Genomic DNA, 25,318 nt, shown 5'->3' on the forward strand with positions numbered 1-25,318 from the left:
GTCATGACGGGCTCGCAGTTCCAGCAGCGAAGCACTCCCACCGGGGTCGCGGTCCGCTATGTCTGCTTCGCGGTGCTCTCCACCGCCGCCAATTTCCTGGTCCAGGCGATGGTTCTCCAAACAGCGCCGTGGTCGGGCCTGATGCCATCGATCCTCGCGGGCACCGCCGCCGGCTTCGCCCTGAAATATGTTCTCGACAAAAATTGGATCTTCTTTGACCGTTACTCCTCTCATAGCGACGAGATGTCGAAGGTCGCGCTGTACGGCTTGTTCAGCGTGCTGACGACGCTCATATTCTGGGGGTTCGAAATTGCCTTCTGGACAATCTGGAAGACGGAACTTGCCAAATACACCGGCGGAGCGATCGGCCTGGCGATCGGCTATATCTTGAAATATGCTCTCGACCGAAAGTTCGTCTTCAAGCCAAGGGAGGCGTGACGGACGATGGAGGGCTGGGGACGCTATCCGCGTCATGAGAGCGAGGTGTTGAACTGCCGGTTTCCGGAGGCCCTGGGCGGGATTGCAGCATCGCACTCAGGTTTGATCGCTCGCGGCAATGGCCGCTCCTACGGTGACGCTGCGATCGGCGAGAATTCCACCTTGATGTGTGGTGGATTGAACCGGATGAAAAGGTTCGATGCTACCGATCGCGTCCTCACCGTAGAGGGCGGCGTCATGCTTTCCGACGTCCTGCGTTCGCTGGTGCCCCGCGGCTATTTTCCGCCGGTGGTTCCGGGCACGAAGTTCGTCACCATCGGCGGGATGGTCGCATCGGACGTCCACGGCAAGAACCATCATTGCCACGGTGGATTCGGCGATCACGTCGACGAATTGAAGTTGGTGACCGCCAGCGGCGAGATCCTCACCTGTAGCCGCTCGCAGAACGCGGAGCTTTTTTCAGCGACTATCGGCGGGATGGGCCTGACAGGCATCATCGCCGAGGCAAGCTTTCGCCTGAGGCCGATCGAGACCGGCTGGATCACCCAGAAGACGACCGTAGCCGAGAATCTCAGCGAAGCATTGACGGCGCTGCGGCAATCGGAGGACGCGACCTATTCGGTGGCTTGGATCGATTGCCTGTCGAAAGGCGCTTCTCTCGGACGTTCGCTGATTTTTGCGGGTGAGCACGCAACACAGGATCAGGTTGGTGAGACGCCGAAGGCCGATCGCTTTCCTTCGCCGACCAGCGCGGCCCTTTCCCTGCCGCTCGATATGCCGGGTTGGCTCCTGAACAAGGCGAGCGTTTCCGCCTTCAATGAGCTCTACTTCCGGTCCGGTATTCGAAAGTCAGCCAAGCCCTTGCTGGTCCATTGGGATAATTACTTCTTCCCTCTCGACCGCATCCTTCGATGGAACAGATTGTACGGCAAACGAGGCTTTATCCAGCATCAATGCGTGGTCCCGGATGCTGACTCGCTCCAGGTTCTCGCGAGCATCCTCGACCGGTTTGCGCACTCGGGCAAAGGTTCATTTCTTGCCGTTCTCAAAAGGCTGCGAGGCAGTGCAGGTCTGCTCTCCTTTGCTGCGCCGGGCTATACGCTCGCGCTCGACCTGCCGGCCACGCAGGACGTGTTGCGGCTGCTGGACGAAATCGACAAGCTGGTTGTCAAGGCAGGGGGGCGTCTCTATCTGGCCAAGGATGCGCGCCAGTCCCGCCATACATTCGAATCCGGCTACCCCAAACTGGACGCGTTCAAAGAGCTGCGAAGAGCAACCGGAGCCGATCGTCGCTTCAACTCCCGCTTGGCAAAAAGGCTCGGCATATGAAGGGGACCGGCAAGACACTGCTCATGATCGGCGCGACCTCGGATATTGGCCGGGCGACGGCAATTGTCTATGCCGAGGCAGGCTGGGCCATTCATCTGGCGGGACGGGCGCGCGCGGCCGTTCAACGTGAAGCCGACGACATCGCCGCGCGGACGGGAGCAGTTGTCACCGTTCATGAGCTCGATATCCTGGAGACTGCTCGCTTCGAGGCCTTCCTCGGCGCCGTGTCACCCTTGCCGGACACGGTGGTCTGCGTCGTTGGCGAACTCGGTGAGCAGTCCCGGGCTGAACAGGAGCTCGAATATGCCGCCATGGTCATGCGGACGAACTTCGAGGGCCCGGCTTTGCTTCTTGGTCTTATGGCCGAGCGTTTCGCAGCGCGCGGATCGGGCACGATCGTCGGCACGAGCTCTGTCGCCGGCGATCGCGGACGAGCGTCGAACTATGTCTATGGCGCCGCCAAAGCCGGCCTGACCGCCTTCTTGTCCGGCCTGAGGAACAGGCTGTCCCGGTCCGGCGTGCGCGTGCTGACCGTGAAGCCCGGCTTTGTTCGCACGCGGATGACTGATGGGATGAAACTTCCGCCGCTTCTGACGGCCGAACCGCGGGAGGTGGCGCAAAAGATTTTCGCGACCGCCGAGGGCGGGAGCCGCAGTGACGTCGTCTACGTCAGAGGGGTCTGGCGACCGCTCATGACGATAATCCGGTCAATCCCAGAGTCCATCTTCAAGAGGTTGCGGCTGTGACGGAACCCATAAATCAGGCAGCCTACATCGGAGCGGGAACTCGTGCCCACAGGCGACCTGCAGCCTGGATACGGCGACTGCTGTCGGCAGAAGGCGCGATCATCGTCGTCGCCTTGGCCTCTGCCGCCATGCTCGCGCTGCCGGGCAGGACCATCAATGCCGCCTTCATCAATGACGTGCTGATCTTCATCGACGGTGCGCATCGCATCGCCTTTGGCCAGGTGCCGAACCGCGATTTCCACACCGCGCTCGGGCCTCTCGTCTTTTACATTCCGGCTGCGGGATATCTTCTGTCAGGAAATTTCGGGGCTGCCATACCTCTGGGCATGGCGATCGTCCTCGTCTCTTTCATCCCCGCCATGATCCGCATCCTTGGGTCGCGCCTCGCACCTTCATTGGCTGCCGGGCTCGGCATATTCCTTCTTCTCATTCTCGCGGCTCCGATCAATCTCGGCAGTTCCATCTGGTATCCTTCCTTCGCGATGTTCTATAACCGCATCGGTTGGGTCGCTCTCGGCCTGCTGCTGGTTATGTATCTGGCACCGCATTCGCCAGCCAGGCGCAATGATATTGCCGATGCTCTCGCAGCCCTCTTCCTGTTGCTTGTCTCGTTCTATACCAAGGTGACCTACGGGCTCGCCGGGATCGGCCTTATCGCAATCATTTTCTCCGATCGGCACCAGCGCCGCTGGGGGGTGACAGCCCTGCTGCTCACGGCACTGGCAATGGTCGCCATCGAGTTCTTCTGGCGCGGAACGGCGCAGCACATTGAGGATCTGCGGGCGGCGGCGCGCGTCAGCGGCGGTCATGATGTCGGCAGCATTCTGAAGAATATTCGGGAAAACTTCTCCGATCTCACAGTGTTCGCGGCCGTCGCTTCGCTCGCCCTCTGGCAAAGCCGCAGCCTTCGAGATCTTGTCCTCTGTGGCTTTTGCATCGGCGCCGGCGTGGCGCTCATCAATCAGAATGCCCACAGCTGGGGGATCATCACGCTCTATTGCGGGGCAATCGTGCTGTCGCAGAAGACGGCCTGGGTTGAACCGGGCAATGAAAGCCGCGCAGCAGGACGCTTGGCTCGTGCTGCCGGCGCCCTGCCGCTGATCGGCATCTTGTTCCTGTTGCCCCCGATCGTGCACCACAGCGCGGCCGTCGCCCTGCATACGGCGCTCGCGACTGAGAAAGCCGGGCAGTCTCTGGGGCTGCCGGAATTTGACGATGTCCGGGAAGTCGATCCGCCGGGCGGCGAGCCCGATTTCATAAGACGCTACCTCGATAACATCGTCACCGGTGGCGCGCTTCTCCAATCTCTGCCGGTTCCAGCCGAACGGGTTTTCGTCCTCGATTTCGCAAACCCATTCTCGGCCGGACTCGGCATTCGCCCGCCTGCCGGCGACACCGCTTGGCTTCACTGGAATCGCAACATCAATGAAAGGTCCTATATCCCGCCGGACGTGCTCTTTGCCGACGTCAAGATCGTCATGGTGCCCAAAACCGGCATCAACAGCCTGCCGCTGCAGGAGCTGTATGGCCCATTCCTTGCTGCGAATTTCGATGTGGTGCGGAAGACATCCGAATGGACGATTTATCAGTGGCGCCCAGGCAAAGGCGCAAAGTGAGGCACGGTGACGCAAGCATCGACGTCGATACCGGAGAAGGATACATCGCGGCCGGCCGTTCAGTTGAACTGGTGGCGTGCCATTGTCCCCGGCATTGGATTGCTTCTTGCGGGACTCCTCGCCCTGCCAGGCGCAACGGTCACAACCAAATACGTCAATGATCTATTCGTTTTTCTTGATGGCGCACATCGGATCGCGGCCGGACAGGTGCCGAACGTTGATTTCCACACACCTCTCGGGCCGCTGACATTCTATATCCCGGCTGTCGGCTACGCTCTGTCCGGCAGCATGGGCGCGGCAATGCCAGTGGGACTGTCCCTGCTGATCCTGTTATTCTCGCTGGTCGCCGCCGAAATCGTCGGCAGCCGAATGCATTGGGCGCTCGGGCTGCCGCTGGCAAGCTATCTGCTTCTGGTGCTCGCGGTTCCTGCAAACCCCGGCGAACGGATCGGGGAACTCAGCTTCGCCATGTTCTACAACCGGATCGGCTGGGCGTCACTCGGCTTGCTGCTGGTCATGTACCTGTGCCGCTTGCCCGGCGCCAGCAGCGGCAAAGGCGCGGACGCAGCATGCGCCAGCTTCCTCGTGCTGCTGATGCTTTACACCAAGATCACCTATGGTGTCGTGGGCCTTGCTTTTCTGATGTTCATGCTTTTTGACCGTCGCCAGACCGGCTGGGTGGCGCTCACATTTGGGATCGTCGCCGCCAGCATCCTGGCGATTGAGATGGTCTGGGGCGGAGGGGTCAACTACCTCCTCGACATCAGTCTTGCCGGGAAGAACAGCGGCGGTTTCCCGACGATGACGGCTATCGGTCACGTGGTACGGCATAATTTCGCCGACCTTCTCGCTTATCTCGCTGTCGCCGTCATCCTTCTCAGTCTGACGCCAAGCTGCCGGCATCTGCTCTTTGTCGGCTTCTGCATGACATCAGGAATCCTCCTGATCGAGCAGAACTTCCAATTCTTTGGGATTCTGACGCTTGGCGCGAGCGCTGCCGTGCTGTCGGAAAGTCTCTTTCGTGCCGAGCTTCGCTCTGGGAATGCAAGAGCGCGGATCGCCCCGCCGCTGCTCGCAGCATTTCTGCTCATGCCGGCTGCGGTCGGCAATGCTGCGTCGCTTGCCATTCATGCCTATTATTCGGCTGGCGGACGAGGCGAAGCTATTCCGCTGCCTGCCTTTTCCGGGGTTCGGCTGGTGGAGATGTGGAGTGCCGGCCAATTCGAATATTTCCAAGGTTACAACCGCACGCTTGCCGACGCCTCCGCCGCCCTTTCGCAACTGGATGCTGGGTCTGAGCGTGTTGCCGTTCTGGATTTCGTCAATCCGTTTACCGCCGGTCTCCGCCTCACGCCGCCCGCCGGAGATAGCGTCTGGTATCATTGGGGACGCACTCTCGGGCCTGAGTATCGTCCAGCCGCGGAAGAGATGTTCGCCGACGTGGACCTGATCCTCGACCCGAAGTGGCCCATCGAAATCTGGACAGGGAACGGCATGCGGGACATCTATGCGCATTATATAGCCCGCCACTATGACCTCGTGCGGGAGACCGCCGATTGGCGCATCTACCGCAGAAACCCTTCCTGAGCTGGAGCAGATTGTCTTCCGCGTTCTGAAATGACCAGACCGGCGAGCACCAGCACGAGCGCCCACGCGTACACAGATCCTGCCGTCAGTTGGATCAGGCGGGGAGCGCCGAAGTAGCCGAGTATGATCGGGACCGGTATTATCAGCGCGGTACCTGCCAACCATGCCCATGGTCTCTGCCAATGGTGCAGCAGGACGGGCAGCAGGAAGAGCGTGTAGTGGATCCATCCTAGCGGGGAGGCCAGAAGAGACGCAATCAGCGCCAGCCCGCTGACGGAGATTACCGGCGGACGGCGGCGGAATGCCCAGGCGGCGAGGGCAAGCAGCAATAAAACGGCTAGAACCGTGCCCACCGACGGGAAGCCGGCACGCGCGGCCAGACCTGCAAAGGAAGCATTCGTGAGAAAGACCGCACGTTCGCCGTCCGTCGCAACGAGGCGCAGCCAGTCGAGATAGATTCCAGGACCGAAAATGGCGAGTGGCATGGCGGCAATGACGGCCGCGGTGGCAAACGATATCAAGCTCGGTCGCCGATGGCCGGCAAGAAAGAGCAGCACCGGCCAGACTGCGAAATTCGGTTTCATCGAAATGAGCAGGCCGATCATGATGCCGGCGAATACGTCATCGCCTCTTTCCAGGCGGAGCCAGGCGATGACGGCGATCAAGACCAGAGGCATGTAGATCTGACCTAGGTAGAGCGTGTCCCAAAAACCGGCCAATGCGAAAGCCCAGATGGCGATCAATCCGTGGTGCAGGCCGTAGCTGTAGCGTCGCAGCAGCAAGGCGACCGCAGCGACGTAGCTGGCAATCGAAATCACCCACCAGATACGCAGCGACCACCCGGGCTCCACGATATCGAAGGCTTGGAACAGAAGTGCCGAGATCGGAGGATTGAGGTTGGGGTTCCAAGCCTCAAATCCCGGAAAGATGACGTGCGGGGTGAGAGGTGGGTATATGCCGTAAGGGTCCAAGCCAGCAGCTGCCGCGCGCCCAGACGCGAGGAATGCGCCGAAGTCCCAGAGGCCGTGATCTGAAACGACACGCGGAAATTCGGTGCGGATCACCCACAAGCAGATGCCGGCAAGCGCGATTGTCGCGAGCAATTGAAGCGGCCTATCACGGGGTTCAGTAGAAGCAGAGCCTTCCATCGAGAGACCTCCATCAATGCGCCGAGCACCAGGTGGTTGAAGCGAAAGACTGCTCTCAAGCAACCTACCATTTTAATGCTTCATTGCGATGCTCCCCAAGTCCCGATCGGCGCGCGGAACGCCGTGTCATCGCTAAACACTCGCTAACCTTTTGCCGAGGAGGATGTTCCGTGCGGGCGGCACTGAAAGAGCGTGGCTACGTTTTCCTGGCTTGTTAGCCGGTCTGCTTCTCGTTCACGTCGCAGACCCGGGCATTGTCCGGGACATCCCTCAGGCCTCACCGAAGTGATAGCGATGAAGTTTCTCGAACGCCCTGACGTTGTCGACACCCAGCTAGTTCCACTTTTTCAAAATAAGTCATCGAAATCGCTAAGGCGGGAATCGAAAATTTCACACGACGCGGATGAACGCGCGGTTTTCATAGACCACGCCTTCGATGCCGGCTTCCGAGATGTCGTATTCCGCGACCCCGATCTTGTTGCGGTTGCATCGACGTCCTCCAGCTTTGTCCTCACCACCACCCTACTGCGTTTCGGCCCGCGAGGTTCGTTCGACGCCGGTCTGCGATTTGTATTGCAGAACGGCTACCGCTTGGTGTGTAAATTGGTAGACTGGCTGAGATTATCCGGGGCTAATATACTTCGAATTCTCGATCGCGAGAGTGGCAGGCAGACAAGCAACGTTCAGGCTTTGCGCCGATGGTTTCGGGCATGGTCTTCTCATTGGAGCGACAGTGATGGTTTCCATATCTGCGCAGGGGCGAGGTCCACGTTTTTTTATCTGCCTGTTTCTGCTGATCGCGTGTCAAGTTTTCGCGGGATCTGCTCACGCAGAAAAGCGCGCGGCGATCGTCATCGGCAATAGTGACTATCCTTTTGCGCCGTTGAGCAATCCCCAGAATGACGCCAAGCTGATCGCCAATACCCTGACCGAATTGAATTTCGACGTGCTTTTGTTTTACGACCTGAAGAAAGAGGCGGTTAGAGACCTCAAAGAGACCGTTCGGACGCATCTGGTCGGTGCCGATATTGCCGTCTTCTACTATGCCGGCCACGCCTTGCAGGCCGCTGGGCGCAATCTCCTGTTGCCCGTGGACGTCGATACCAGCTCTGCGCAGCGGGTGGTCGCCGATGCACTCGTTCTCAATGACCTCATCGATATCGTCAAGAACGATCCTGTCGGGCTGAAGCTCTTCATTCTTGACGCATGCCGAAACAATCCGGCTGCAAATTTCCAGGGTCTTCGTCAGGGGCTGGCGGACACTGAGGCGGGAAGCGGGCAGGTCTTGGTGGCCTATGCAACGAGCGCCGGTGAAGTCGCCTATGATGGCACGGGGCTGAACAGCCCCTATTCGTCGGCGCTCGCCAATGCCCTGCAGCGACCGAACCTGGATGTTTATGACACGTTTCGCACGGTTCGCGGCGATGTCAGGCAAGCGACCGGCAATGCCCAAATACCTTGGATCACCGGCTCGATCGAAACACGGTTCGTGTTCCGACCACAGGCGGCGATCTTGAACGCGGAAGCCGTTGTTCCGCCCACCGAGACCTCGAGCCCGGTTGCTATTGACGAGGTGCTGTGGACCTTCATCAAGGATAGTCCGGATCCCGCCGATTTCGAGCGTTTTGCCAAGATCTTTCCCCAAAGCGCGCACGCGGCCGAGGCGGAGGAAAAGAGCCGTGTCAAGGTTGCCGCCCTTTCGAAACGCGGGCTCTATGTGCGTGAAAGCCTTGTCGCCTCATCCATTGCCAGCCAGGTGCCGAGTACGGACGACGCCGAGGCTAAGGAGTTCGTCTTCCAGCAATCGGGCGAGCGTGCGGTGAGCGAAACGTTCAGGATGTGGCCGAGTGCACTGCCCGAGACGGCGAGCGGCATGCGCAGTCTTGTGACCGAATGCGATCTTTACGGTGCTGACCCGAACGATCCGCAGAGACAGGTCCCCGGCGTCAGTAATGGTCTCGTCAATGTGCGCGACGCGTTGCGGGCCTGCGCCTTTGCGCTTGCAGCAGATCAGAACAATCCCCGGCTGCAGTATCAGCTTGGTCGTGTTCTCGAGATCGCCGGCCGATACAACTGGGCGGAATATTTCTATAAACTCGCCGGCGGCCAGCAGTATAGCGCCGCTCTCGTCAATCTTGGCTATATGGCTCGCATGGGGATCGGCCGGAAGGTCGACTACGACCAGGCTCTCTCCTACTACATGGCGGCCGCAAAAATGGGCAACCTGCGCGCACGCACGAACGTCGGCACGGCCTATATTCTTGGCCAGGGTGTCTCGAAGGACCCAGAAGAAGGCATTCTCTGGTATCGTCTTGCCGCTTCCAGCGGATGGGCCAACGCCATCACCGCGCTGGGTGACTGCTACAGGCTGGGCACCGGTGTAAAGCAGGATGCCTCGCAGGCGGTCGCACTTTACATGGCGGCGGCCGATACGGGCCAGATCGACGCCATGGCAAATCTGGGGCAGGCCTATATCAGTGGAGAGGGCACCAAGAAGGATCTTAGACGTGGCTTGGAGACCCTGCTCAAGGCAACGGACATGGGCAACAAATACGCGCCCTATTACGCCGCGAGGCTGTACCTGAAAGGCGCCGATAAACTCCCTGCTGATCGAAACCGCGCGCTTTCCCTCTTCAAGTTATCTGCCAATCGTGGACTTGAGTTGGCCAATCTCGATCTTGCCTTCGGTTACGACAAAGGCAGCTTCACGGGAAAGGCGGATGTGCCGCTTGCCTATTATTATGGGGTGCTGGCCGAAAAGCTGGGCGTTAACCGGGCCGATGAAGCGCGCGCCGCGATCGGCAAGAAACTCGACACGGCAACACGGCAAAGGATGGAAGCCCAGGTCGATCTCTTTCTGGAACAGAACGGCAAATGACGGTTCGGAGCTGACCTGAACGGGGGAGCATCGGCATGGGGATGCAGTATCGCTCGATATCGGATCTTCACAAAGCCATCGTCAACGGGTTGCACATGCTGCCTCGCGAGATCGATCTGGTCGTCGGTATTCCACGCAGCGGCCTGCTGGCCGCCAACATGCTCGGCTTGGTCGCCAACCTACCGATGACCGATCTGGACAGCTTCATCGAAGGCCGCGTTTACTCCTTCGGTGCGACAAAGAATACGGCTTCGTTCAGGAGCGCATCCGACGTTCGAAGGGTTCTTGTCCTCGACGACAGCATCAATACCGGTGGCGCCATGCGCGAAGCCAAAGCCAAGTTGATGGCATGCGAAAGTCGCGCTGAGTTTGTCTTCGCCGCGGTCTATGGTCTGCGCGACAGCGTCGAGGGTGTCGACTTCATATTCGAGGTCGTCGAACAGCCAAGGCTGTTCCAGTGGAATTTCATGCATCACGGCCTGTTATCGAAGGCGTGCATCGACATTGACGGGGTGCTCTGCCTCGACCCGACCGATACGGAAAATGACGATGGTCCGGCCTATGAAGCCTTCTTGAGAAATGCACGGGCGCTTCACAAACCGACGCGCTTCATCGCCTATCTCGTGACCAGCCGGCTCGAAAAGTACCGATCCTTGACCGAAACCTGGCTTCGTACAAATTCGATCGACTACGGCAAGCTCATAATGCTCGATCTGCCGAGCGCGGCGGAGCGTCGGCGGCGGGGCACCCATGCAAGGTTCAAGGCCGCCTTCTATCGGCAGTGTAATGCCGAGATCTTTGTCGAGAGTAATCTTAGGCAGGCGAACGAGATTGCCAGGATATCGAACAAGCCGGTTCTTTGCACGGAGACCCATCAGATGGTTTTGCCGAACACCCCTTTGCGCAGCTTGTTCAATATGAGAATGCCTTTCGACGCTTTCGCGTTTTTCAGGCGAGAGCAAACTATGCCCGAGGAGCTCCGATACACGATTGCCGACGCGCACAACTGCGCAAAATCTCGAACTCTTGTCAGCTGGCTCGGGTCAAGACCAGACGGCTTTCTCGAAGCCATTGAGTCCATCCGCAAGATTTGCACGGCCAAGAACGAATATCCGATCATCGTTCTTTCCGATTTTCATCAAGAACTCATGTCCCGGGCAGAGACGCCGGCCGAATTCATTCCGCAAGTGCACCACCTTCCATCGCTTTCGTCCGGCCAATATCAGGACTATGTGCGCAGGCGTTACGACCTGATGTTGCGAAAATGGGCGATTTCGCGTGAGGTGACATTGGGCTTGAGCTTCGAGGAATTCCTCGCCGAACAGTTGTCATTGCGAAGAGGCGGGTCGACTTAGACACGCCGCCGAGTTCTTCCAGTTGAAACTTGCATCTATTCGTTGCCTGAAAGGCCGGAGAAGTCCTTCAAGGCTGCATCGGACAATCGAAAATAATGAGTTTCACCTTGCGGGCATTGACTTTCGTAGTTTGTGAATGCTTACTAAAATAAGCTGCGGGGAGGGCAATATATGCTTCGCAAAATCTCTATCCTCGGAACGCTGATACTTGCCTCATGCACCTCTCAAGGCTCGAATATGACGCTGGCGTCAATCATCAGCGGTTACCGAAATGCGCCGACCGCCGCAGAAGAAGTGGCTTGGCGCAACGCACGGCGAAGCAACACTGATCGAGCCTATCGCAATTTTATCAGCAGCTATCCGAACAGTTCCTATGTCCCGGTCGCGGCATCAAGGATCACCCGGTCGGTCAAGCCAAAGCCCGTTGCTGTGAGGAATTTGAACCGTCCCGAACGGAACCCGTCTTTCGGCCGCAGCGGCAGCGCTTATTGAAGCAACGGACCAGACAACTGAGAATTGACCCTAGTAGCATTGATAGACCCAATCTGGCTTTCGAATGCATTTTGATATTGTCCATGCAGCCGATCCTCGATTTTATGGTGGCTCCTCATCGGCCGTGCGGATCGAGATCCAGTCCGCTCGGCAATTTGGCCTCTCGACGGCTCTGCTTCCATTTCTCGGCGTTTCCGATATCCGTTCCAGACGGTTCGAGGAACGTCTTCTCGACGTTCTTGAGCGTCAGGAGGTGCCGTGGCTGACGGGCGAGGAGGCAGTCGAGTGCGACATTCTTTTCGCTCATAATCCCTTGGCGTTCGCGCACATGCCGACACGGCCGCTGCGCCTCAGATCGAAGGTCGTCCTCCTTTCGGTCCAGCATCCGCCCTTCGACGGAGCCGGCAATGCGCAATATAATATCGACGTGGTGAAACGAAATCTGGAGAGAATGTTCGGGGCGCCCGTCATCTTCGCACCGGTGGGCCCCAGGGTGCGCAATCAGTTCGAAGACATCATCGCCGGCAGGCCCGAGCTCTTGCGTCATGATCTGTTCAATCTGATCGACCTTGACGAGTGGCCGATCAGGACCGCGCTGCCGCCGCGCGAAAGGGCGGTTATCGGCAGACATTCACGTCGCGATCTCCTGAAATGGCCGGATACCGAGGCTGAATTGCGCGCGGCCTATCCCGATCTTGGTAATGTCCAGATCAAGGTCATGGGCGGTGTGCCGGACCAAGTCGTGCCTTTGATTGGATCCAACTGGAACATCTCGCCTTACTCGAACAGCGGTGTGCCTCAGTTTCTGAACAAGCTTGATTTCTATGTGTTCTTTCACAGCCGGCGATGGGTTGAGGCGTTTGGCATTGGCATTGCCGAAGCGATGGCGAGCGGGCTTGTGACCATCCTCGACCCATCGTTTCGTGACCTGTTCGAAGACGGTGCGGTCTATTGCCGGCCCGACGAAACAACCAACGTTCTGGAGAGATTTCTCGCGTCTCCCGAGGCCTTCAGCGCCCAGTCGGCAGCCGCGCGCACATTGGTCGAGAAGAAGTTTTCGAAAAGCCGATACCCGGAAAGAATGCGTGCCATCTATGACGAACTCGGACTTTGCTCGCCTGCCGCGCTTGCCACGGTCGGCAAGGCGGTTGGCGCTGACGCGTTCTCCGGGTCGAGCGGACACGCAACGGTCCGTTCCGGGCCGCGAAGATCGCAACGGTCGCTGATGGGACGGCGCCGCGTCCTGTTTGTCGCGACAAACGGCATAGGCCTTGGCCATATCACGCGATTAATGGCAATCGCCGAGCGCATGTCGCCTGACATGGAGCCCGTTTTCCTGACAATGTCGGCCGGATCTTCGATTATCGAAGCACGTGGGCACCCGGTAGACTACATACCGTCCGCCTCGAAGATCGGTGTGACGGACGACAGCTGGAACGAGGTCTTCGCACAGGAATTGCTGACCGCCGTGGAGGCGTTTGCCATCAACAGCGTCGTCTTCGACAGCAACCATCCCTATCCTGGCTTACTGAAGGTGCTGACCGCCCGTCCCGATCTGAACTGGGTCTGGATCCGCCGCGGGATGTGGGCATCCTGTCATAGCCTCGATCCGTCGATGCAGCATCGGTTCGACATGGTGATCGAGCCGGGCGAGTTCGCCGCGGACGAAGACCACGGCATCACCGCGCAATTGCGCGCTGGCGTGATCGGCGTTTCTCCGATCCTCCTTGTTGACAATGACGACAGGCTCTCGCGGGCAGAAGCTGCATCGGCTCTCGGTGTCGATCCTGCCGGTCTTGTCGCCGTCGTGCAGCTCGGTTCGGAACGAAATTTAGACGTCAGCCGGCTGCGGCCGGCGATCATCAACGGACTGCTCAAGCATGGAGTCCAGGTCGTCGACGCGGTCAATCCCCTCGCCCCGAAGCGCGAGGATCATATCGGGGGCACCGTGCAAAAGGCGATCTATCCGATCGCCAGATATTTCAACGCCGTTGACCTGATGATTACGAATGCCGGCTACAACAGCTACCACGAATGTATTTATGGCGGCATCCCGGCAATCTTCGTTCCGAATGAAGCGCCCGAGATGGACGAGCAGGCCGTAAGAGCGGCCTATGCGCAAAGCTCCGGATTGGGGCTATGTTTGAGATCGGTGGATGCCGAACGAGCGCATGAGGCGATCGAACTCGCTCTGTCGGAGGATTTTCTTGCCCAGCATCGCACACGAGCAAGCCGCATCGTTTTTGCCAATGGAGCGCGTGAAGCGGCGCTGGCAATCGAAGAGCTCGCATTCTCTGTCAGGACGGATCGAGCGCTCGGGGGATCAATCGCCCGCGTATGACATTTTCGCACCGCCCCGGTTGCGCAGGTCAGACCGGGGCTCCTTTCGGGCGTATTGCGGTCGACCGGAAGGCCAGGCGACTGGCATCGGATTGTTGCACTATCGATGTCACTTCCGAGGCGAGGGGCCTTTGTGCTAGGCTTCTCCATCAGGATCGCCGGCGTCACGAGACAGGGGCATTCTCCGCATGGCTGATGATCGCAAGACAACCGTCCAGACGCCGCTCGGATCCGAAGCGCTGACTTTCACGCATCTCATCGGCGGCGATGCGGTCAGCCGGTGTTTTGCCTTCACTGTCGGCTTCATCAGTTCCGGAGAGAATGTCGACGCACTGAAGCTGCTCGGAAAATCCTTGTCAGTAGAAGGCGAAGGCGGAGACAAGAAGCGCTGGTTCAGCGGGCTGGTCACCGATTTTCGCCTGACGCGCATCGAGGAAAGGTTTGCCTACTACGAGGCGGAGGTGCGGCCCTGGCTTTGGCTGCTCGGCAACAGCACCGATTGCCGCATTTTCCAAAATATGAGCGTCGTCGAAATCGTCGAGAAGATATTCTCGAAATACAAGGCGGCAAAATTCGAGAAGCGGTTGCAGGGTTCCTACGAGGCTCGGGAATACTGCGTGCAATATGACGAAACCGACCTCGACTTCGTGCAGCGGCTGCTCGAGCACGAAGGCATCATGTATTTCTTCGAATATGATGAGGGCGAACACACTCTGGTTCTTGCCGATGCCATGAACAAGCTGAAGCCAGCGCCAGGCTATGGCAGCGTCAAGTTCCGGGCCGAGGGCGACCCCGTGCGCCGGGATGAGGAATATATGACGGACTGGGTTTCGACCAGTTCCGTCCTGCCCGGCACCTTCGCCCACACGGACTATGACTTCACCAAACCGGGCGCCGACCTCATGGCGCAATCGGCGCAACCTTTCTCACACGCGGAAGCACAGGGTGAACATTATCGCCATCCCGGCGCGCATCTGACGGTCGGCCGCGGCGACGCGGTTGCCGTCGTGCGGCGGGAGGAAATTCAGGCGGCACATCAACGGATCGCCGCTGGCGGCACGGTGCGGGGTCTGGCTTCCGGATGCACTTTCAAGCTCGAGAATTTCCCGCGCAAGGACCAGAACGCGGAATACGTCGTGCTGCGCGCCGACTATCGTCTCTTCGATCCGGGTTACCGGCCCGCAGCCTATGCGGAGGAGGAAACCTTTCGGGCGACATTCCAGGTGGCTCCGACCTCCATCAGTTATCGGCCGCCTCGCAACACGATCCGGCCGATCATGCGCGGGCCGCAGACTGCGACCGTGGTTGGCCCTGCCGGCGAGGAGATCTTCACCGACAAATATGCACGCGTGAAAGTGCAGTTCCACTGGGACCGGCTCGGCAAGAAGGACCAGAACAGCTCCTGTTTCGTGCGCGTCTCGCAAACCTGGAGCGGTGCGGGCTGGGGGTTTATCCAAATCCCCCGTATCGGTCAGGAAGTGATCGTCGACTTTCTCGAAGGGGATCCTGACCGGCCGATCATCACCGGCAGGGTGTATAACGGCAAGGAAATGCCGCCCTACGAACTGCCCGGACATGCCACCCAATCCGGGTTGAAGACGAATTCGTCTCCTGGCGGGGGCGGGTGGAACGAACTGCGTTTCGAAGACAAAGCCGGATCGGAGGAGGTTTATTTCCAGGCGCAGAAAGACCACAACCTCCTGATCAAGCACGATCGCAGCAAACTCGTCCAACACGATCAGTCGGATCGCATCGACAACAACGCCAAGCACTCCGTCGGCGTGAACCTCGACGAGGATGTCGGCAACAACAAGACGACCAAGGTTGGTGTCGACCGCACCGTCAATATCGGATCGAATGATACCGAGACGGTGGGGGTCAATCGATCTCTGACTGTGGGCGCCAATGAGACGATCAGTATCGGCTCAAATTCCACAGAGACGATCGGCGCCAATCACACCCAGACCGTTGCCATCGTCCAGACGGTGACCGTTGGCGCCGCACGCGTCGATAGCGTCGGCGCGACAGAGACCAGATCGGTCGGCGCGACCCAATCGAATACGATCGGCGCGTCCCGTTCCGTCAGCGTCGGTGCCGGCCAGAGCCACGACATCGGCGCCTCCGACAGCTGGAAAATCGGCTCAGACCAGAGCGTGTCGATCGGCGGCGGGCAGACAAGCAGCATCGGCAAGGCGCGTAGCGCCAAGATCAGCGATGACGATTCCACGGAGATCGGCGGAAGTAGGGCGGTGAAAGTCGCCAGGGGCAGTCTTGTCGAGGTGGGTGAAGACGGAGCGATCAAGATCGGTCAGGACCTGCTGATCGAAGCGGGGGACTCGGTCGTCATCAAGTGCGGCTCAGCAAGCATCGCGATGAAGAAGGACGGCACGATCTCGATCGAAGGCAAGGACATTTCGATCAACGCCTCGGGCAAATTCAATGGCAAGGCCTCGGGAGAGGTCACATGGAAGGGCAGCAAGATCAATCATAATTGAGGACGGGTCATATGTCCGACATTCTGGAGCGGATTGAGGGAGTGGTCATCGGGCTGTTGCTGGGTTTCGATGCAGGCGTGCCACTGGTCGTGTTTCCCGGCAATCCCGTGGAGACAGCGCTCCGTGCGAAAAGCTTGACAGAGCTCACTTCTGCCATGGTCGGGGCTGAGGTAGCGTTACTCTTCGAGGGTGGGGACCCGTCTCGGCCGCTGATCCTAGGGCGCATCGTCGATCCGGCGCGCGGGGCGCCGACGCCGAATGTCGTTCGTGACGGCGAGCGTGTTCAGATCACAGCCGGAGAGCGGATCGAGCTTCGTTGCGGCAAAGCGACGATCATCATGGAAAAGGATGGGCACATCACCATCCGCGGCACTTATGTGACGAGCCACGCTAGCGCAGCCAATCGCGTCCGTGGTGGATCGGTGAACCTCAACTAATGCCCGCCGCTCCCGTCCTTCGCGAGATCGTCCGCCAACACGCCGAAATGGCGGCGTTCTTATGGACCGTCTATGACTATCATTTGCTTCACCCGGACGAAAATCCTGACATGGATGAGGAGCGGCTTGCTCGGCTGGTCGAGCGGCTTGAGGCCCATTTAGACGGCTTAAGAGTGGCGGGGCAGGCAGGGCAGGATATCGCCAAGGAGCGATATGCGGAATTTCCCGAGGCGGGCGAGCTATTTGTGGTGCGGATGCTGAGCGCCAGACGATTGATCGCTGTGAAGGAACTGGACCTGGACAAGGTCCGCGAATATCTGACCGTCAACGGCGCAAGCGCTCAGAGATAACGCCTGCTCATGTCGATGACCTGAATATACAGCTGTCCGTCGTAGCCAAATTCGAACCCCGACCAGGAATTTCCGTCAAACACGAAGATCTCTTTCCACCCGGTGACGACGAGCAAATCGGGCGACGGCTGCATCGCATAGGCAAAGCCCAAGGCCCGGAACTCTTTCAGGACGTGATTGTCTTGGACGAAAACCCCGAAGTCATTATCGCCCCAAAACCGCGCCCCCTTGAAGTCACATATCGACATGAAATCACTGTCGGGCGCCTTGATCTCTTTCAACAGATTGTCTCGGTACTCTAAGCAGATGCCGTCTTCGCAGCCGATGCTGACCGTCCCGTTGGGCGAGACATGGATCGCTTCGATTGAGCGGTTGAAATCGAGCGGGACCTGCCGCCAACGGTCCCCTTGTAGATGGAGGAGAGTACCATTGTTGCCCGCCACATGAAGGAGCTCGGCCGACGGCCCATGCATGGCCCTCAGGAATGACGATACCAGCGGTTGGATCGGCTGCCACGAAATGCCGTCAAAACGACACACGCAGCCGTCCTCGCCGTAGGTGAAGAGAGTTCCATCGGGCAGGCGGAACAGCTTGTGAAAGAAGGGCTCTGGCGCCCGTGCGATGGTGTGCGAACTGCCGCGCAGGAAATGGGTGAGGCCGCCGACCTCCAGCAACACGTGATCATCTTGCGAACCGCTGATGTGCGACAACATCTGGTTTTCCAGCTGCAAGAGAACATGAAACCGGGCGCTCCGCCCAGTGAAATCCACTAACAGCAGATAGGAACGGCCGCACTCCCTATATTCATCGCTGAGTTCAATCGACACGCCAAAAAGCGTGCCGCCAAGGTGATAGCCGCGCATTGCCTCCAGGTAGACTTCCTGTGAAGGCACATCGTCTATTGTCTTGCGCCCGGTCATGCCACTGTCCTGTGACGCATCGTCCGCATCTCATTAAGTTCCTCCATTGATTTCTTGGGAGGAGGGGGACCGACGACGCTCTGGATATAGGCCATAAATATCATGGTTAGACATTTCGCGACCTTCTCTTGCGTGGCAGGGCTCGAATTCTTGCACTCCTTGTGTTGTTCGGAGATCGACTTCGTTCCCTTGGCGACAGCCCCCCGTAACTTAGGGGACCTGCCTGTCTGAGCTTCCAGTTTTGCGTTGTAGTCGTTGACCGCCTTCGTCTTCGTGTCGTGGGGAGTGTCCTTGCGGCTTCCTTTGCCGGTTTCCTGGAACCCGCCGCCCTTCTTGTGCTTCATCGACCGGATGCAGACACATGGTGCCGTGCGCACGCTGTAATCCTTCCACTGATCGTAGGAGGTATTATGAGCACGATCGGGCTGGAAGTATTCGTTTCCGACATAGTGTTCCGACTGATATCCCTGCGGACAATTTTTCTTGTTGTGCGGATGCAGACGTAGGTTCATCTTCTGCAGCAGCGTGCCGCACGTGATTCCTCCGACATTTGCCGAGAGCACATGAAGCCAAGGCGGCGTACCGGCCTGTGGCGATGCGTGGTCATTGGTCGCCATATCGCTGAATCGAATGACCGGCTCGCCATCGAATTTCACGTCATTCGACCAGGAGTGGAAATACTCCTTGCCTGTATTCCTTGAGGTGATGAGGTTTTTCTTGGGGGCGCAACCGGCTTCTGTGCCAGTTGTCTTCGACAGATAGGATTTGTTCTTGATGTTGACCGTCTGGCCGCCGATTTTGACCGTGCTCGTGCCCTTGTCGGTATCGCTCGAGGTGCCGAAGCTCGGATAGGGAACGGGCACGCCCGGTGGCGTAGCGGGCGTCTGGGGCGGAGTGAAGCAGGTGTCGGGAAATGCGGCAATGGTCTTTCCATCGGTGTCCTTGCCCGAAATCTCCAATCCGTTCGCAAAGACATTTCCCATCACTGCACCCTGAATGAGAAGATGGCAGCACCGCAGGCACCGCTGTCGTTGGATGCCTCGATGAGGACGGGGCTGCCGCCCGAATAGCCTTTGGCGGCTGCGGTCATCGCCATTCCGACCATGATCGGCACGACGGCGGCTCCCACGTTGCCGAGCGATTCGGCGGGAGACCGGATATCCTGGAAGTCGTGGGCCCCGCGAACCAGCCGGATCGACGCAAGGGCCGATTGTCTGAACCAATATTGCTCACCGATGAGATCTGCGATCCTATAGCCAAGCCCCGCCATTTCGATCCCGCATTCCGCCAGGGCCTCCCTATAGGCTGCCGTCATGCCATCGCCACGCAATGGTAGATGCATCCCGTCCGCATCGAGCCCGTTGTAGATGAAAGCCTGTTCTCGACTGAGACCTAGCCCGGCGAGTCGGAAATTGCCTTGTCCCGCCCGGCCGCAGAGGATCGCGCCGGCTGCTTCGCCCGGAATGAAACCATTGGCGTTGTCTGGCGTCAGCAATCGGTTCTCGGCCAGATAGTGCGTGACCGTTCCAGCCGTGAGATAACTATCCACACCGGCGATGACGACGTGGTCTGTATCCGAATCGGCCAACAATCGCGCTGCCGTTCGCAAAGCGGCATGTCCTGCCGGCCTTCCTTCGCTGATCACGCGCGTGGGCCCGGTGGCAGAATTCCCAAGGAGATCGCCAATTCGGCGGACGAGCCGCACGCTATCTTCGATCGGTGAACCGGAACGGCCTTCCTCTGGAAGGCAAAGTACCAGCTGGGCGGCCATTGCACGCGGGGTGGACAAGGAATCCAGACTTTCTCGGATCGCGGCAGCAACCATGTAGGCCATACGCTGCTCGCCCAAAACTTCGGGGATCAAAGGGATCGGAGCGCCGATGATCGGCTCATCCGGGCCGGACTGAAATCGGGTTTCCTGAAATCCATCAATGCGCGAACGTATGGCAGCACAGGCCGAAGGCGCATCGAGACCAACGGCGGTCACCATCCCGCAGGCAAGGACGTCCAGCGCACGGGCCGTCATGCGCCCACCTCATCATCAGCGACCAGTTCCTTCTGCGTTGCCACATCCCGGATATATTGCTTGCCTTGTTCCCGAGCTCTTCTCATCGTCGCTGTCGGACGACCGACCCAGGCCTCCTCGAACTCGGTAATGACTTTCCGTATCCGCACCTCCGTTCGCCAGACCATTGATAGGCGCCTGCTCTCGATGTCGAATAGCAGCGTGTCGGGTCGGATGACCTTGTCGAGCACTACCTCGTTATCGCGAAAGATCGTCATTGGCAGTGCCGTATCGGGCAGCAAAAACCATGTCTTCCCCTCGGGAGTGAGGTTGATGAGTATCACCTGCTCACCACCCTCGGGGTGAGATATCTGTTGATCGGCTGGCGCCATCTGAAAATAACGCTCATCGAAATCGGGAGGCAGGAACGGGAAGATGTTGTCGATCCAGTTCTGGTCATAGGTCCCCGCGAACTCGATCCTGCCCGGGCAACCCCGACCATATGGGCCGAAACTCATCGGCCGATAGTCTCCGAACGGCGAGCGGATTTCTTCGTCTACCGCTTGCGTGTTCGGCAGCGGCAGGCCGGGAACAAGGCGCTGATTGCTCGTGCGCGCCCAACCGGTACCGAAGGGGTTTTGCTTGTAACTTGCGGGCATCTCTTCGTCGGGATCGAGCCGGTCGATGCCACCCCAGGCCGTATCATACGAGAAGGGCTGACGCAGGAAGGGTTGCGGGGCGGGAGCAATGAAGGCCGGCCCCAGCGCCCGCCACTCGCGATGTCCGAGGACCTCGAAAACCTTTGACCAGTTGCCAACCTTGATTCCGACCGTGACGCGGTCGGCTGGACGGCCTTGTGGAGCGTAGGCGCATCCATTGGCGATAACGTCGCAGAACGTTTTGCGGAACGCGAAGTCGGATTCCCAAAGAGTTGCAGAAAAACCCGGTTCGCCGGTATAGGTGTCGGCCATGACCAGCGGGACTTGCTCAAGGGATTTCTGCGCGACTCCGCCCGCGACATCGGGGAAGTCGAAGGTTCCCTTGACGACGACAAGGATGTATTCCCGGCCCTCTTTATCCATGCCCATCGTGAATTCGGTGGGGTAACCCGTTTGGTTCCAGATCCTCATCGGACATGGCTCTCGTCTTCGGGGAAAAACTGCCCAAGCGCGGCATCGGGCATGGCAGCGTCGATCGCCGTGATCTTACGCTCCGATGTCCAGAAAACCATGTCTCCGAGCGGCCGGTCGCACGCTTTGGCCGCCGGAAATGGCAGTGCCGCAAGGGCGTTGGCCAACGCGTCGCCGTCCCTCCTATCGTCTCTTGCTGACGTTCCTGTCGCTTCCAAACGATCGAACCAGTCTGAGGCAACGCTTGCAATCTCGATGGCGGCAAGTGGGGGCGCCGCGGCGATGGTCAGCGGAAACCGCCGGCCGGCACGATCAGCGCTGGCCAGGATCACGCCGGTCATCGGGCCGAATGTCTCCCCGCCGGCCAGAAAGCGCAGGACCGGAGCGTTCTCCATCGGCCCTTGCGAAAATCGGTGAACCAGATGCCGGCTGATCCAGCGGTCCCACCGCCCGACGAAGGAGGCCGGCAGGCGGCGTGTGACGAAATCGCCCATCGCCGGCAGCTTTCCAAAGAATCCGGGCAGGATCAAAGCTGCGTCGGGCACGAGAACCTCGCAAACATCTTCAAATCAAAGGGGTTGGCGACACTTGCCGCGCGAAGCTCGAAATCGGCGTAGTAGCCCTGGGCAGCAAGGCGCAGCTTGAAGAGCTCGGCAAGATTGGTCCCGCTCAGCCGACCGGCGCGCAGCATCCGCAGAAACGCCCAGCTTCCAGTCTCGCTGACCATCACTTCCGGCGAACCGTCGAGAGGCTGGAAGGCGAGGGTGATCACGCCGGTTCCATCCTTGCCGGGCCAGGTCATCGGCTGCGGGCGCGTCGGGTTGTTGAAGTAAGAGAGACTCTGACCGTCGACATTCAAGGTCACGCGGCTGACTGTCGGCGAAAGATCTTTCGGCTCGAGGGTGAAGGTCAGGATCGGCCCCGCGCCTCCCGGAAAGAGACTGTCGCGGATCAGCCGCGCCTGCTCCAGCGCCGCCAGAGGCCTGGGATCGAGCTTGATGTCGGAGCGCCATTTCCAAGGGTGGCTGGTCGTGTCGATGTAGTTGACCAGATTATTATTGATAAAGCTGTCGATCAGCCCGCCGGGACCGAAGACGCGCTGGAAGTCAACGACATTCACATCGATTGCGCTGTCGGGGACGAACGGATAGCGATTGGTTAGCGCCGCCTGGCAGAAGGGAAGCACGTCGGCACGCCAGATGGCGTTGAGCTCAGAAGTGACTGCCCCTGTTGCCAGCGCGCTGGTATTGCCGGCCAGTCCGGCCAGCCAGTCGTCCAGCGGATCGGGAAGGGTCACGGCTTGTTTCGCCACTGCACCGGTCAGCTCCGCCAGGCCGCCCTGTCTTTTCATTGCATCCTGCGCATCGGGGCTTGCCGAAACGGTCTGAAGCATGTTCGACAGCGCGGTCAAGGCTGCGACTGCATCATTGAGTGCGGGAGGCTGGCCATCGACCTCGACAATGGCCGCCTTGATGGGTTTGAAATGCTCGGCGACCAGCGCGCCCGAAAGATCGACATCCGACTTGGAGCCGGCTTTGGGCATTATCTTCACGCCCTTGGCGGCGAGTTTGCCGATCTTGCCAAGCTTGGACAAAAGCTTGGATGCTCCTGGCGGAGGAGCCTGGCCGCCGTCATCGGCACGGGTCAGTTCCGTCTCGCGCACGATCGCGGTCAGCAGACGCTTCATTGAGGAATCGGCGCTGGAGAGATCCTTGAGGTTTTCGCTGGCCGTCTGCAGGTCGGCCAGTGGTGCAAGCCTGACGTCACGCATGAAGCTGTCCCACTTGGCGATATAGTCGTCATAGTAGAGCTTGAGGATATCCTGCGAGAGTGTGGCAACCGACGGGCTGGCGCTCTCGGAGCATCCGCCGGCAAAAACCGAGCGGTCCAGCGCGGCCTGCGTTGCGACGTCTTCAAGCCGGGTTAGGATCACGTTGTGGAATCCGTCATAGGTGAAGGCGCCGCTGATGCCGACCCTTAGCGTCTTGTCGGAGCGCCGCGCGAGAACCTTCAGGCCGTTCGGGCCGACATGATCTGCCGGGATCCATTCCTTCAGCGCCGTGACCTCCGGATCGGAGAGCAGCGCGCTATAGGCGCGAACCGGCAACGGGATCGAGCAGATCGTACGGAGCGCTTCGCCTACCAGCGCTTCGTCAGGTGCGACGAAGGCCTGTTCCGTTGCCATATTGTCGATCGCAGCAAGCTGATGATCTGCGGCCACCTCGGTCTTGAAAGGTGGCACGGGCGCCGATTCAGGCAATTTCTCCGTCCACCATTGCTTGGCGAAGTCCGTGTCCATCGGCGACAGGCCGGTCATCATGCGATAGGTTTTCAGTGCCCCCAACTGGAACTCGGGATCGCGGATCTGCCGCCACATCGTCGCCTCGAGCAGCGCGACCATGCGTGGTTCCAATATATTGCGCAGGGTGCGGTGGTAGGCGTCCGATTGCGCCTGGAGAATTTCGGTTTCAGCGGAAGGACCTATCAAGGAGGCTATTCCGCCTGGCTGGTCTGTCCGTGCATTCGCCACTTCCGTGGCGGCTTCGAGCGCCAAATCAATGTCGAGGGGATCCACCGGCGCTTGGCGTGCCGCAACCGGCGTCAGGGGAAGCTGCAGGGCCTCGAGCTGTTCGGCCTGCGCCGCCAGGGCGGAGTCGTTCTTTCGATATGATATCGTGAACAACAGGCCGGCAATGACCACGAATCCTGTTGCTGCCACGGCGGCACCGCGCCAGATCCAGATACGCCGATCCTCTGCCGCCGGATCGAAGGTGCCGAGGCCAGCCTCCTTGAAAATGACCTTCGTCAGCAGGTCTTTGAGATAGAAGCTGCGTTTTTCGGCCCGCAACATAGATGCAGCGGGTTGGGCAGGCAGGCCGAATGATGACGCCAATGCTGCCGTCAGCCGGTCTATTGCCGTCCCTTCCTGAGTGGCGGAGGTCAGATAGATCCCCCGCAACCAGGCGCTTTCCGCATATTTGCTTTCGCCGAAGACGGTCTCGATCAGCACACGAACTGGTTCTGAAAGGCTTTCTACCTGGGCTGGGAACCGAAATATTTCCGCCCGGGTGGTCAGATTCTCTTCGCCTTCGAGGCGGGGAATGAGACGTCGTTCGAGCACGCCCGCCAAGGCCGAGATTTCCGCTGTGACTTCGGTACCCTCGATGCGGGCGCCTGGCGGGAAGGTCACTCCCCACACCTGTTCACGATCGGCCGTCGAGAGCGCCCCGAAAAAGCTCTCGAAGCCCTTTATCAGGTCCGCTTTCGTCAGCATGAGATAGACGGGCAAGCGGATGCCGATGCGTTCCTGAAGCTCGGCCAGGCGTTTGCGGATCTGCCTGCCATGCATCCGGATCGCTGCATCGTCTTCCGACAGCGTGTCGATGCCGAGCGCCACGATCACCCCATTCAACGCACGACGGCCCCTGTGCTTTTTTAAGAGATCGAGGAAGCCCAGCCATTCCGCTGCATCGACCTCCGGCTGGCTCTCCTGCTGAACGTAGCGACCGGCCGTATCGATCAGCACCGCCTCCTCGGTAAAGAACCAATCGCAATTGCGCGTGCCGCCAACGCCGTGAAGATCGTCGGTCAGATCGATCGGGAAGCTCAATCCGGATTGCCGGAGGGCTGTTGTCTTGCCGGTCGCAGGGGGGCCGATGATGACATACCATGGCATCTCGCGGAGAAACTTTCGGCCGCCGACCTTCTGGCGTTTGAGACCAGCCATGACCTCCCTGAATTTCGCCCCGACGGCGGCAACGCCCTCTTCAGCCGGGCTTGGCGGAGCCTCAGGTTGAGGGGCAATCTCGGAAACGAAGAGGCGGTTGGCGCGCACCGCGCGCCGCCGCGCTGCAACCCACCAGATGATGAACACGAGGAACAAAAGGCCGATGATGACCAGTCGCACGATCTCGGAAGCAAACGGCGCACTGTCTCCGACGCTTACGATAGGGCCGAAGATCCAGACGATGAGAGACAGCAAAATGAGGCCGATGAAGGTCCAGAGCCAGCGAGAGGTGAGAACAGCCCAGAGGAACCGGAAGATCGCCATC

19 protein-coding genes are annotated in these 25,318 nt (G+C 59.4%); 12 read left to right on the forward strand and 7 right to left on the reverse strand.

Annotated features, from left to right (window positions below):
* The first annotated feature begins 3 nt into the window (after positions 1 to 3).
* From EFR00_RS27290 to EFR00_RS27310, 5 genes are all read left to right on the forward strand, one after another.
* Positions 4 to 438 carry a GtrA family protein gene (locus EFR00_RS27290; protein WP_077988899.1) on the forward strand — a complete coding sequence of 145 codons (435 nt, stop codon included), beginning with the start codon at positions 4 to 6 and terminating at the stop codon, positions 436 to 438.
* 6 nt (positions 439 to 444) lie between these two features.
* Positions 445 to 1,767 carry an FAD-binding protein gene (locus EFR00_RS27295; RefSeq protein WP_077988898.1) on the forward strand — a complete coding sequence of 441 codons (1,323 nt, stop codon included), beginning with the start codon at positions 445 to 447 and terminating at the stop codon, positions 1,765 to 1,767.
* A complete protein-coding gene (locus tag EFR00_RS27300; protein WP_077988897.1) occupies positions 1,764 to 2,513 on the forward strand; it encodes an SDR family oxidoreductase in 750 nt (249 codons plus the stop codon). Before EFR00_RS27295 ends, EFR00_RS27300 begins: the two co-directional genes overlap by 4 nt.
* On the forward strand, positions 2,510 to 4,129 hold the full coding sequence (locus EFR00_RS27305; protein ID WP_077988896.1) for a hypothetical protein: 1,620 nt from the start codon (positions 2,510 to 2,512) through the stop codon (positions 4,127 to 4,129). Before EFR00_RS27300 ends, EFR00_RS27305 begins: the two co-directional genes overlap by 4 nt.
* A 207-nt stretch (positions 4,130 to 4,336) precedes the next feature.
* Complete coding sequence (locus EFR00_RS27310; protein WP_245435276.1) at positions 4,337 to 5,716, forward strand: hypothetical protein; 1,380 nt, start codon at positions 4,337 to 4,339, stop codon at positions 5,714 to 5,716.
* Here EFR00_RS27310 and EFR00_RS27315 read toward each other — a convergent pair.
* Positions 5,695 to 6,864, reverse strand: coding sequence for a glycosyltransferase family 87 protein (locus EFR00_RS27315; RefSeq protein WP_077988894.1), 1,170 nt, complete (start codon positions 6,862 to 6,864; stop codon positions 5,695 to 5,697). The two genes, EFR00_RS27310 and EFR00_RS27315, sit on opposite strands and share 22 nt — an antisense overlap.
* A 736-nt stretch (positions 6,865 to 7,600) precedes the next feature.
* On the opposite strand from EFR00_RS27315, the gene EFR00_RS27320 reads away from it, so the two are divergent.
* The 7 genes from EFR00_RS27320 to EFR00_RS27350 all read left to right on the forward strand — a co-directional run bounded on the left by EFR00_RS27320 (position 7,601) and on the right by EFR00_RS27350 (position 17,211).
* The gene (locus tag EFR00_RS27320) at positions 7,601 to 9,742 is read left to right on the forward strand and encodes a caspase family protein (protein WP_077988893.1); all 2,142 of its coding nucleotides are present in this window, start codon (positions 7,601 to 7,603) and stop codon (positions 9,740 to 9,742) included.
* 95 nt (positions 9,743 to 9,837) lie between these two features.
* Positions 9,838 to 11,097 carry a phosphoribosyltransferase family protein gene (locus EFR00_RS27325; protein ID WP_225882581.1) on the forward strand — a complete coding sequence of 420 codons (1,260 nt, stop codon included), beginning with the start codon at positions 9,838 to 9,840 and terminating at the stop codon, positions 11,095 to 11,097.
* 171 nt (positions 11,098 to 11,268) lie between these two features.
* Positions 11,269 to 11,589: a hypothetical protein gene (locus tag EFR00_RS27330; protein WP_009990188.1), complete on the forward strand. Its 321-nt coding sequence runs from the start codon at positions 11,269 to 11,271 to the stop codon at positions 11,587 to 11,589.
* Positions 11,590 to 11,653: 64 nt separating this feature from the next.
* The gene (locus EFR00_RS27335) at positions 11,654 to 13,930 is read left to right on the forward strand and encodes a glycosyltransferase (protein WP_077988891.1); all 2,277 of its coding nucleotides are present in this window, start codon (positions 11,654 to 11,656) and stop codon (positions 13,928 to 13,930) included.
* A gap of 187 nt (positions 13,931 to 14,117) precedes the next feature.
* The gene (locus EFR00_RS27340) at positions 14,118 to 16,424 is read left to right on the forward strand and encodes a type VI secretion system Vgr family protein (protein WP_077988890.1); all 2,307 of its coding nucleotides are present in this window, start codon (positions 14,118 to 14,120) and stop codon (positions 16,422 to 16,424) included.
* A gap of 11 nt (positions 16,425 to 16,435) precedes the next feature.
* Positions 16,436 to 16,861: a DUF6484 domain-containing protein gene (locus tag EFR00_RS27345; RefSeq protein WP_009983572.1), complete on the forward strand. Its 426-nt coding sequence runs from the start codon at positions 16,436 to 16,438 to the stop codon at positions 16,859 to 16,861.
* The gene (locus EFR00_RS27350; protein WP_077988889.1) at positions 16,861 to 17,211 is read left to right on the forward strand and encodes a hypothetical protein; all 351 of its coding nucleotides are present in this window, start codon (positions 16,861 to 16,863) and stop codon (positions 17,209 to 17,211) included. The genes EFR00_RS27345 and EFR00_RS27350 overlap by 1 nt, the downstream gene beginning before the upstream one ends.
* On the opposite strand, the gene EFR00_RS27355 is transcribed toward EFR00_RS27350, so the two are convergent.
* The 6 genes from EFR00_RS27355 to tssM are packed head-to-tail and all read right to left on the reverse strand — an operon-like array spanning position 17,202 to position 25,317.
* The gene (locus tag EFR00_RS27355) at positions 17,202 to 18,131 is read right to left on the reverse strand and encodes a hypothetical protein (protein ID WP_077988888.1); all 930 of its coding nucleotides are present in this window, start codon (positions 18,129 to 18,131) and stop codon (positions 17,202 to 17,204) included. The genes EFR00_RS27350 and EFR00_RS27355 overlap by 10 nt on opposite strands.
* Complete coding sequence (locus EFR00_RS27360; protein WP_064684120.1) at positions 18,128 to 19,114, reverse strand: DUF4150 domain-containing protein; 987 nt, start codon at positions 19,112 to 19,114, stop codon at positions 18,128 to 18,130. The genes EFR00_RS27355 and EFR00_RS27360 overlap by 4 nt, the downstream gene beginning before the upstream one ends.
* Entirely contained in the window at positions 19,114 to 20,157 is a 1,044-nt protein-coding gene (locus EFR00_RS27365; RefSeq protein WP_077988887.1) for a beta-ketoacyl synthase N-terminal-like domain-containing protein, read from the reverse strand. Before EFR00_RS27365 ends, EFR00_RS27360 begins: the two co-directional genes overlap by 1 nt.
* The gene (locus EFR00_RS27370) at positions 20,154 to 21,266 is read right to left on the reverse strand and encodes a DUF2169 family type VI secretion system accessory protein (protein WP_077988886.1); all 1,113 of its coding nucleotides are present in this window, start codon (positions 21,264 to 21,266) and stop codon (positions 20,154 to 20,156) included. The genes EFR00_RS27365 and EFR00_RS27370 overlap by 4 nt, the downstream gene beginning before the upstream one ends.
* Positions 21,263 to 21,811, reverse strand: coding sequence for a type VI secretion system-associated protein TagF (gene tagF / locus EFR00_RS27375; RefSeq protein ID WP_077988885.1), 549 nt, complete (start codon positions 21,809 to 21,811; stop codon positions 21,263 to 21,265). Before tagF ends, EFR00_RS27370 begins: the two co-directional genes overlap by 4 nt.
* Entirely contained in the window at positions 21,793 to 25,317 is a 3,525-nt protein-coding gene (tssM, locus tag EFR00_RS27380; protein ID WP_077988884.1) for a type VI secretion system membrane subunit TssM, read from the reverse strand. The genes tagF and tssM overlap by 19 nt, the downstream gene beginning before the upstream one ends.
* Position 25,318: the final 1 nt, after the last annotated feature.

It is taken from the genome of Rhizobium sophoriradicis (genome assembly GCF_003939025.1).
In the GTDB taxonomy this organism is placed as follows: Bacteria; Pseudomonadota; Alphaproteobacteria; order Rhizobiales; family Rhizobiaceae; genus Rhizobium; species Rhizobium sophoriradicis.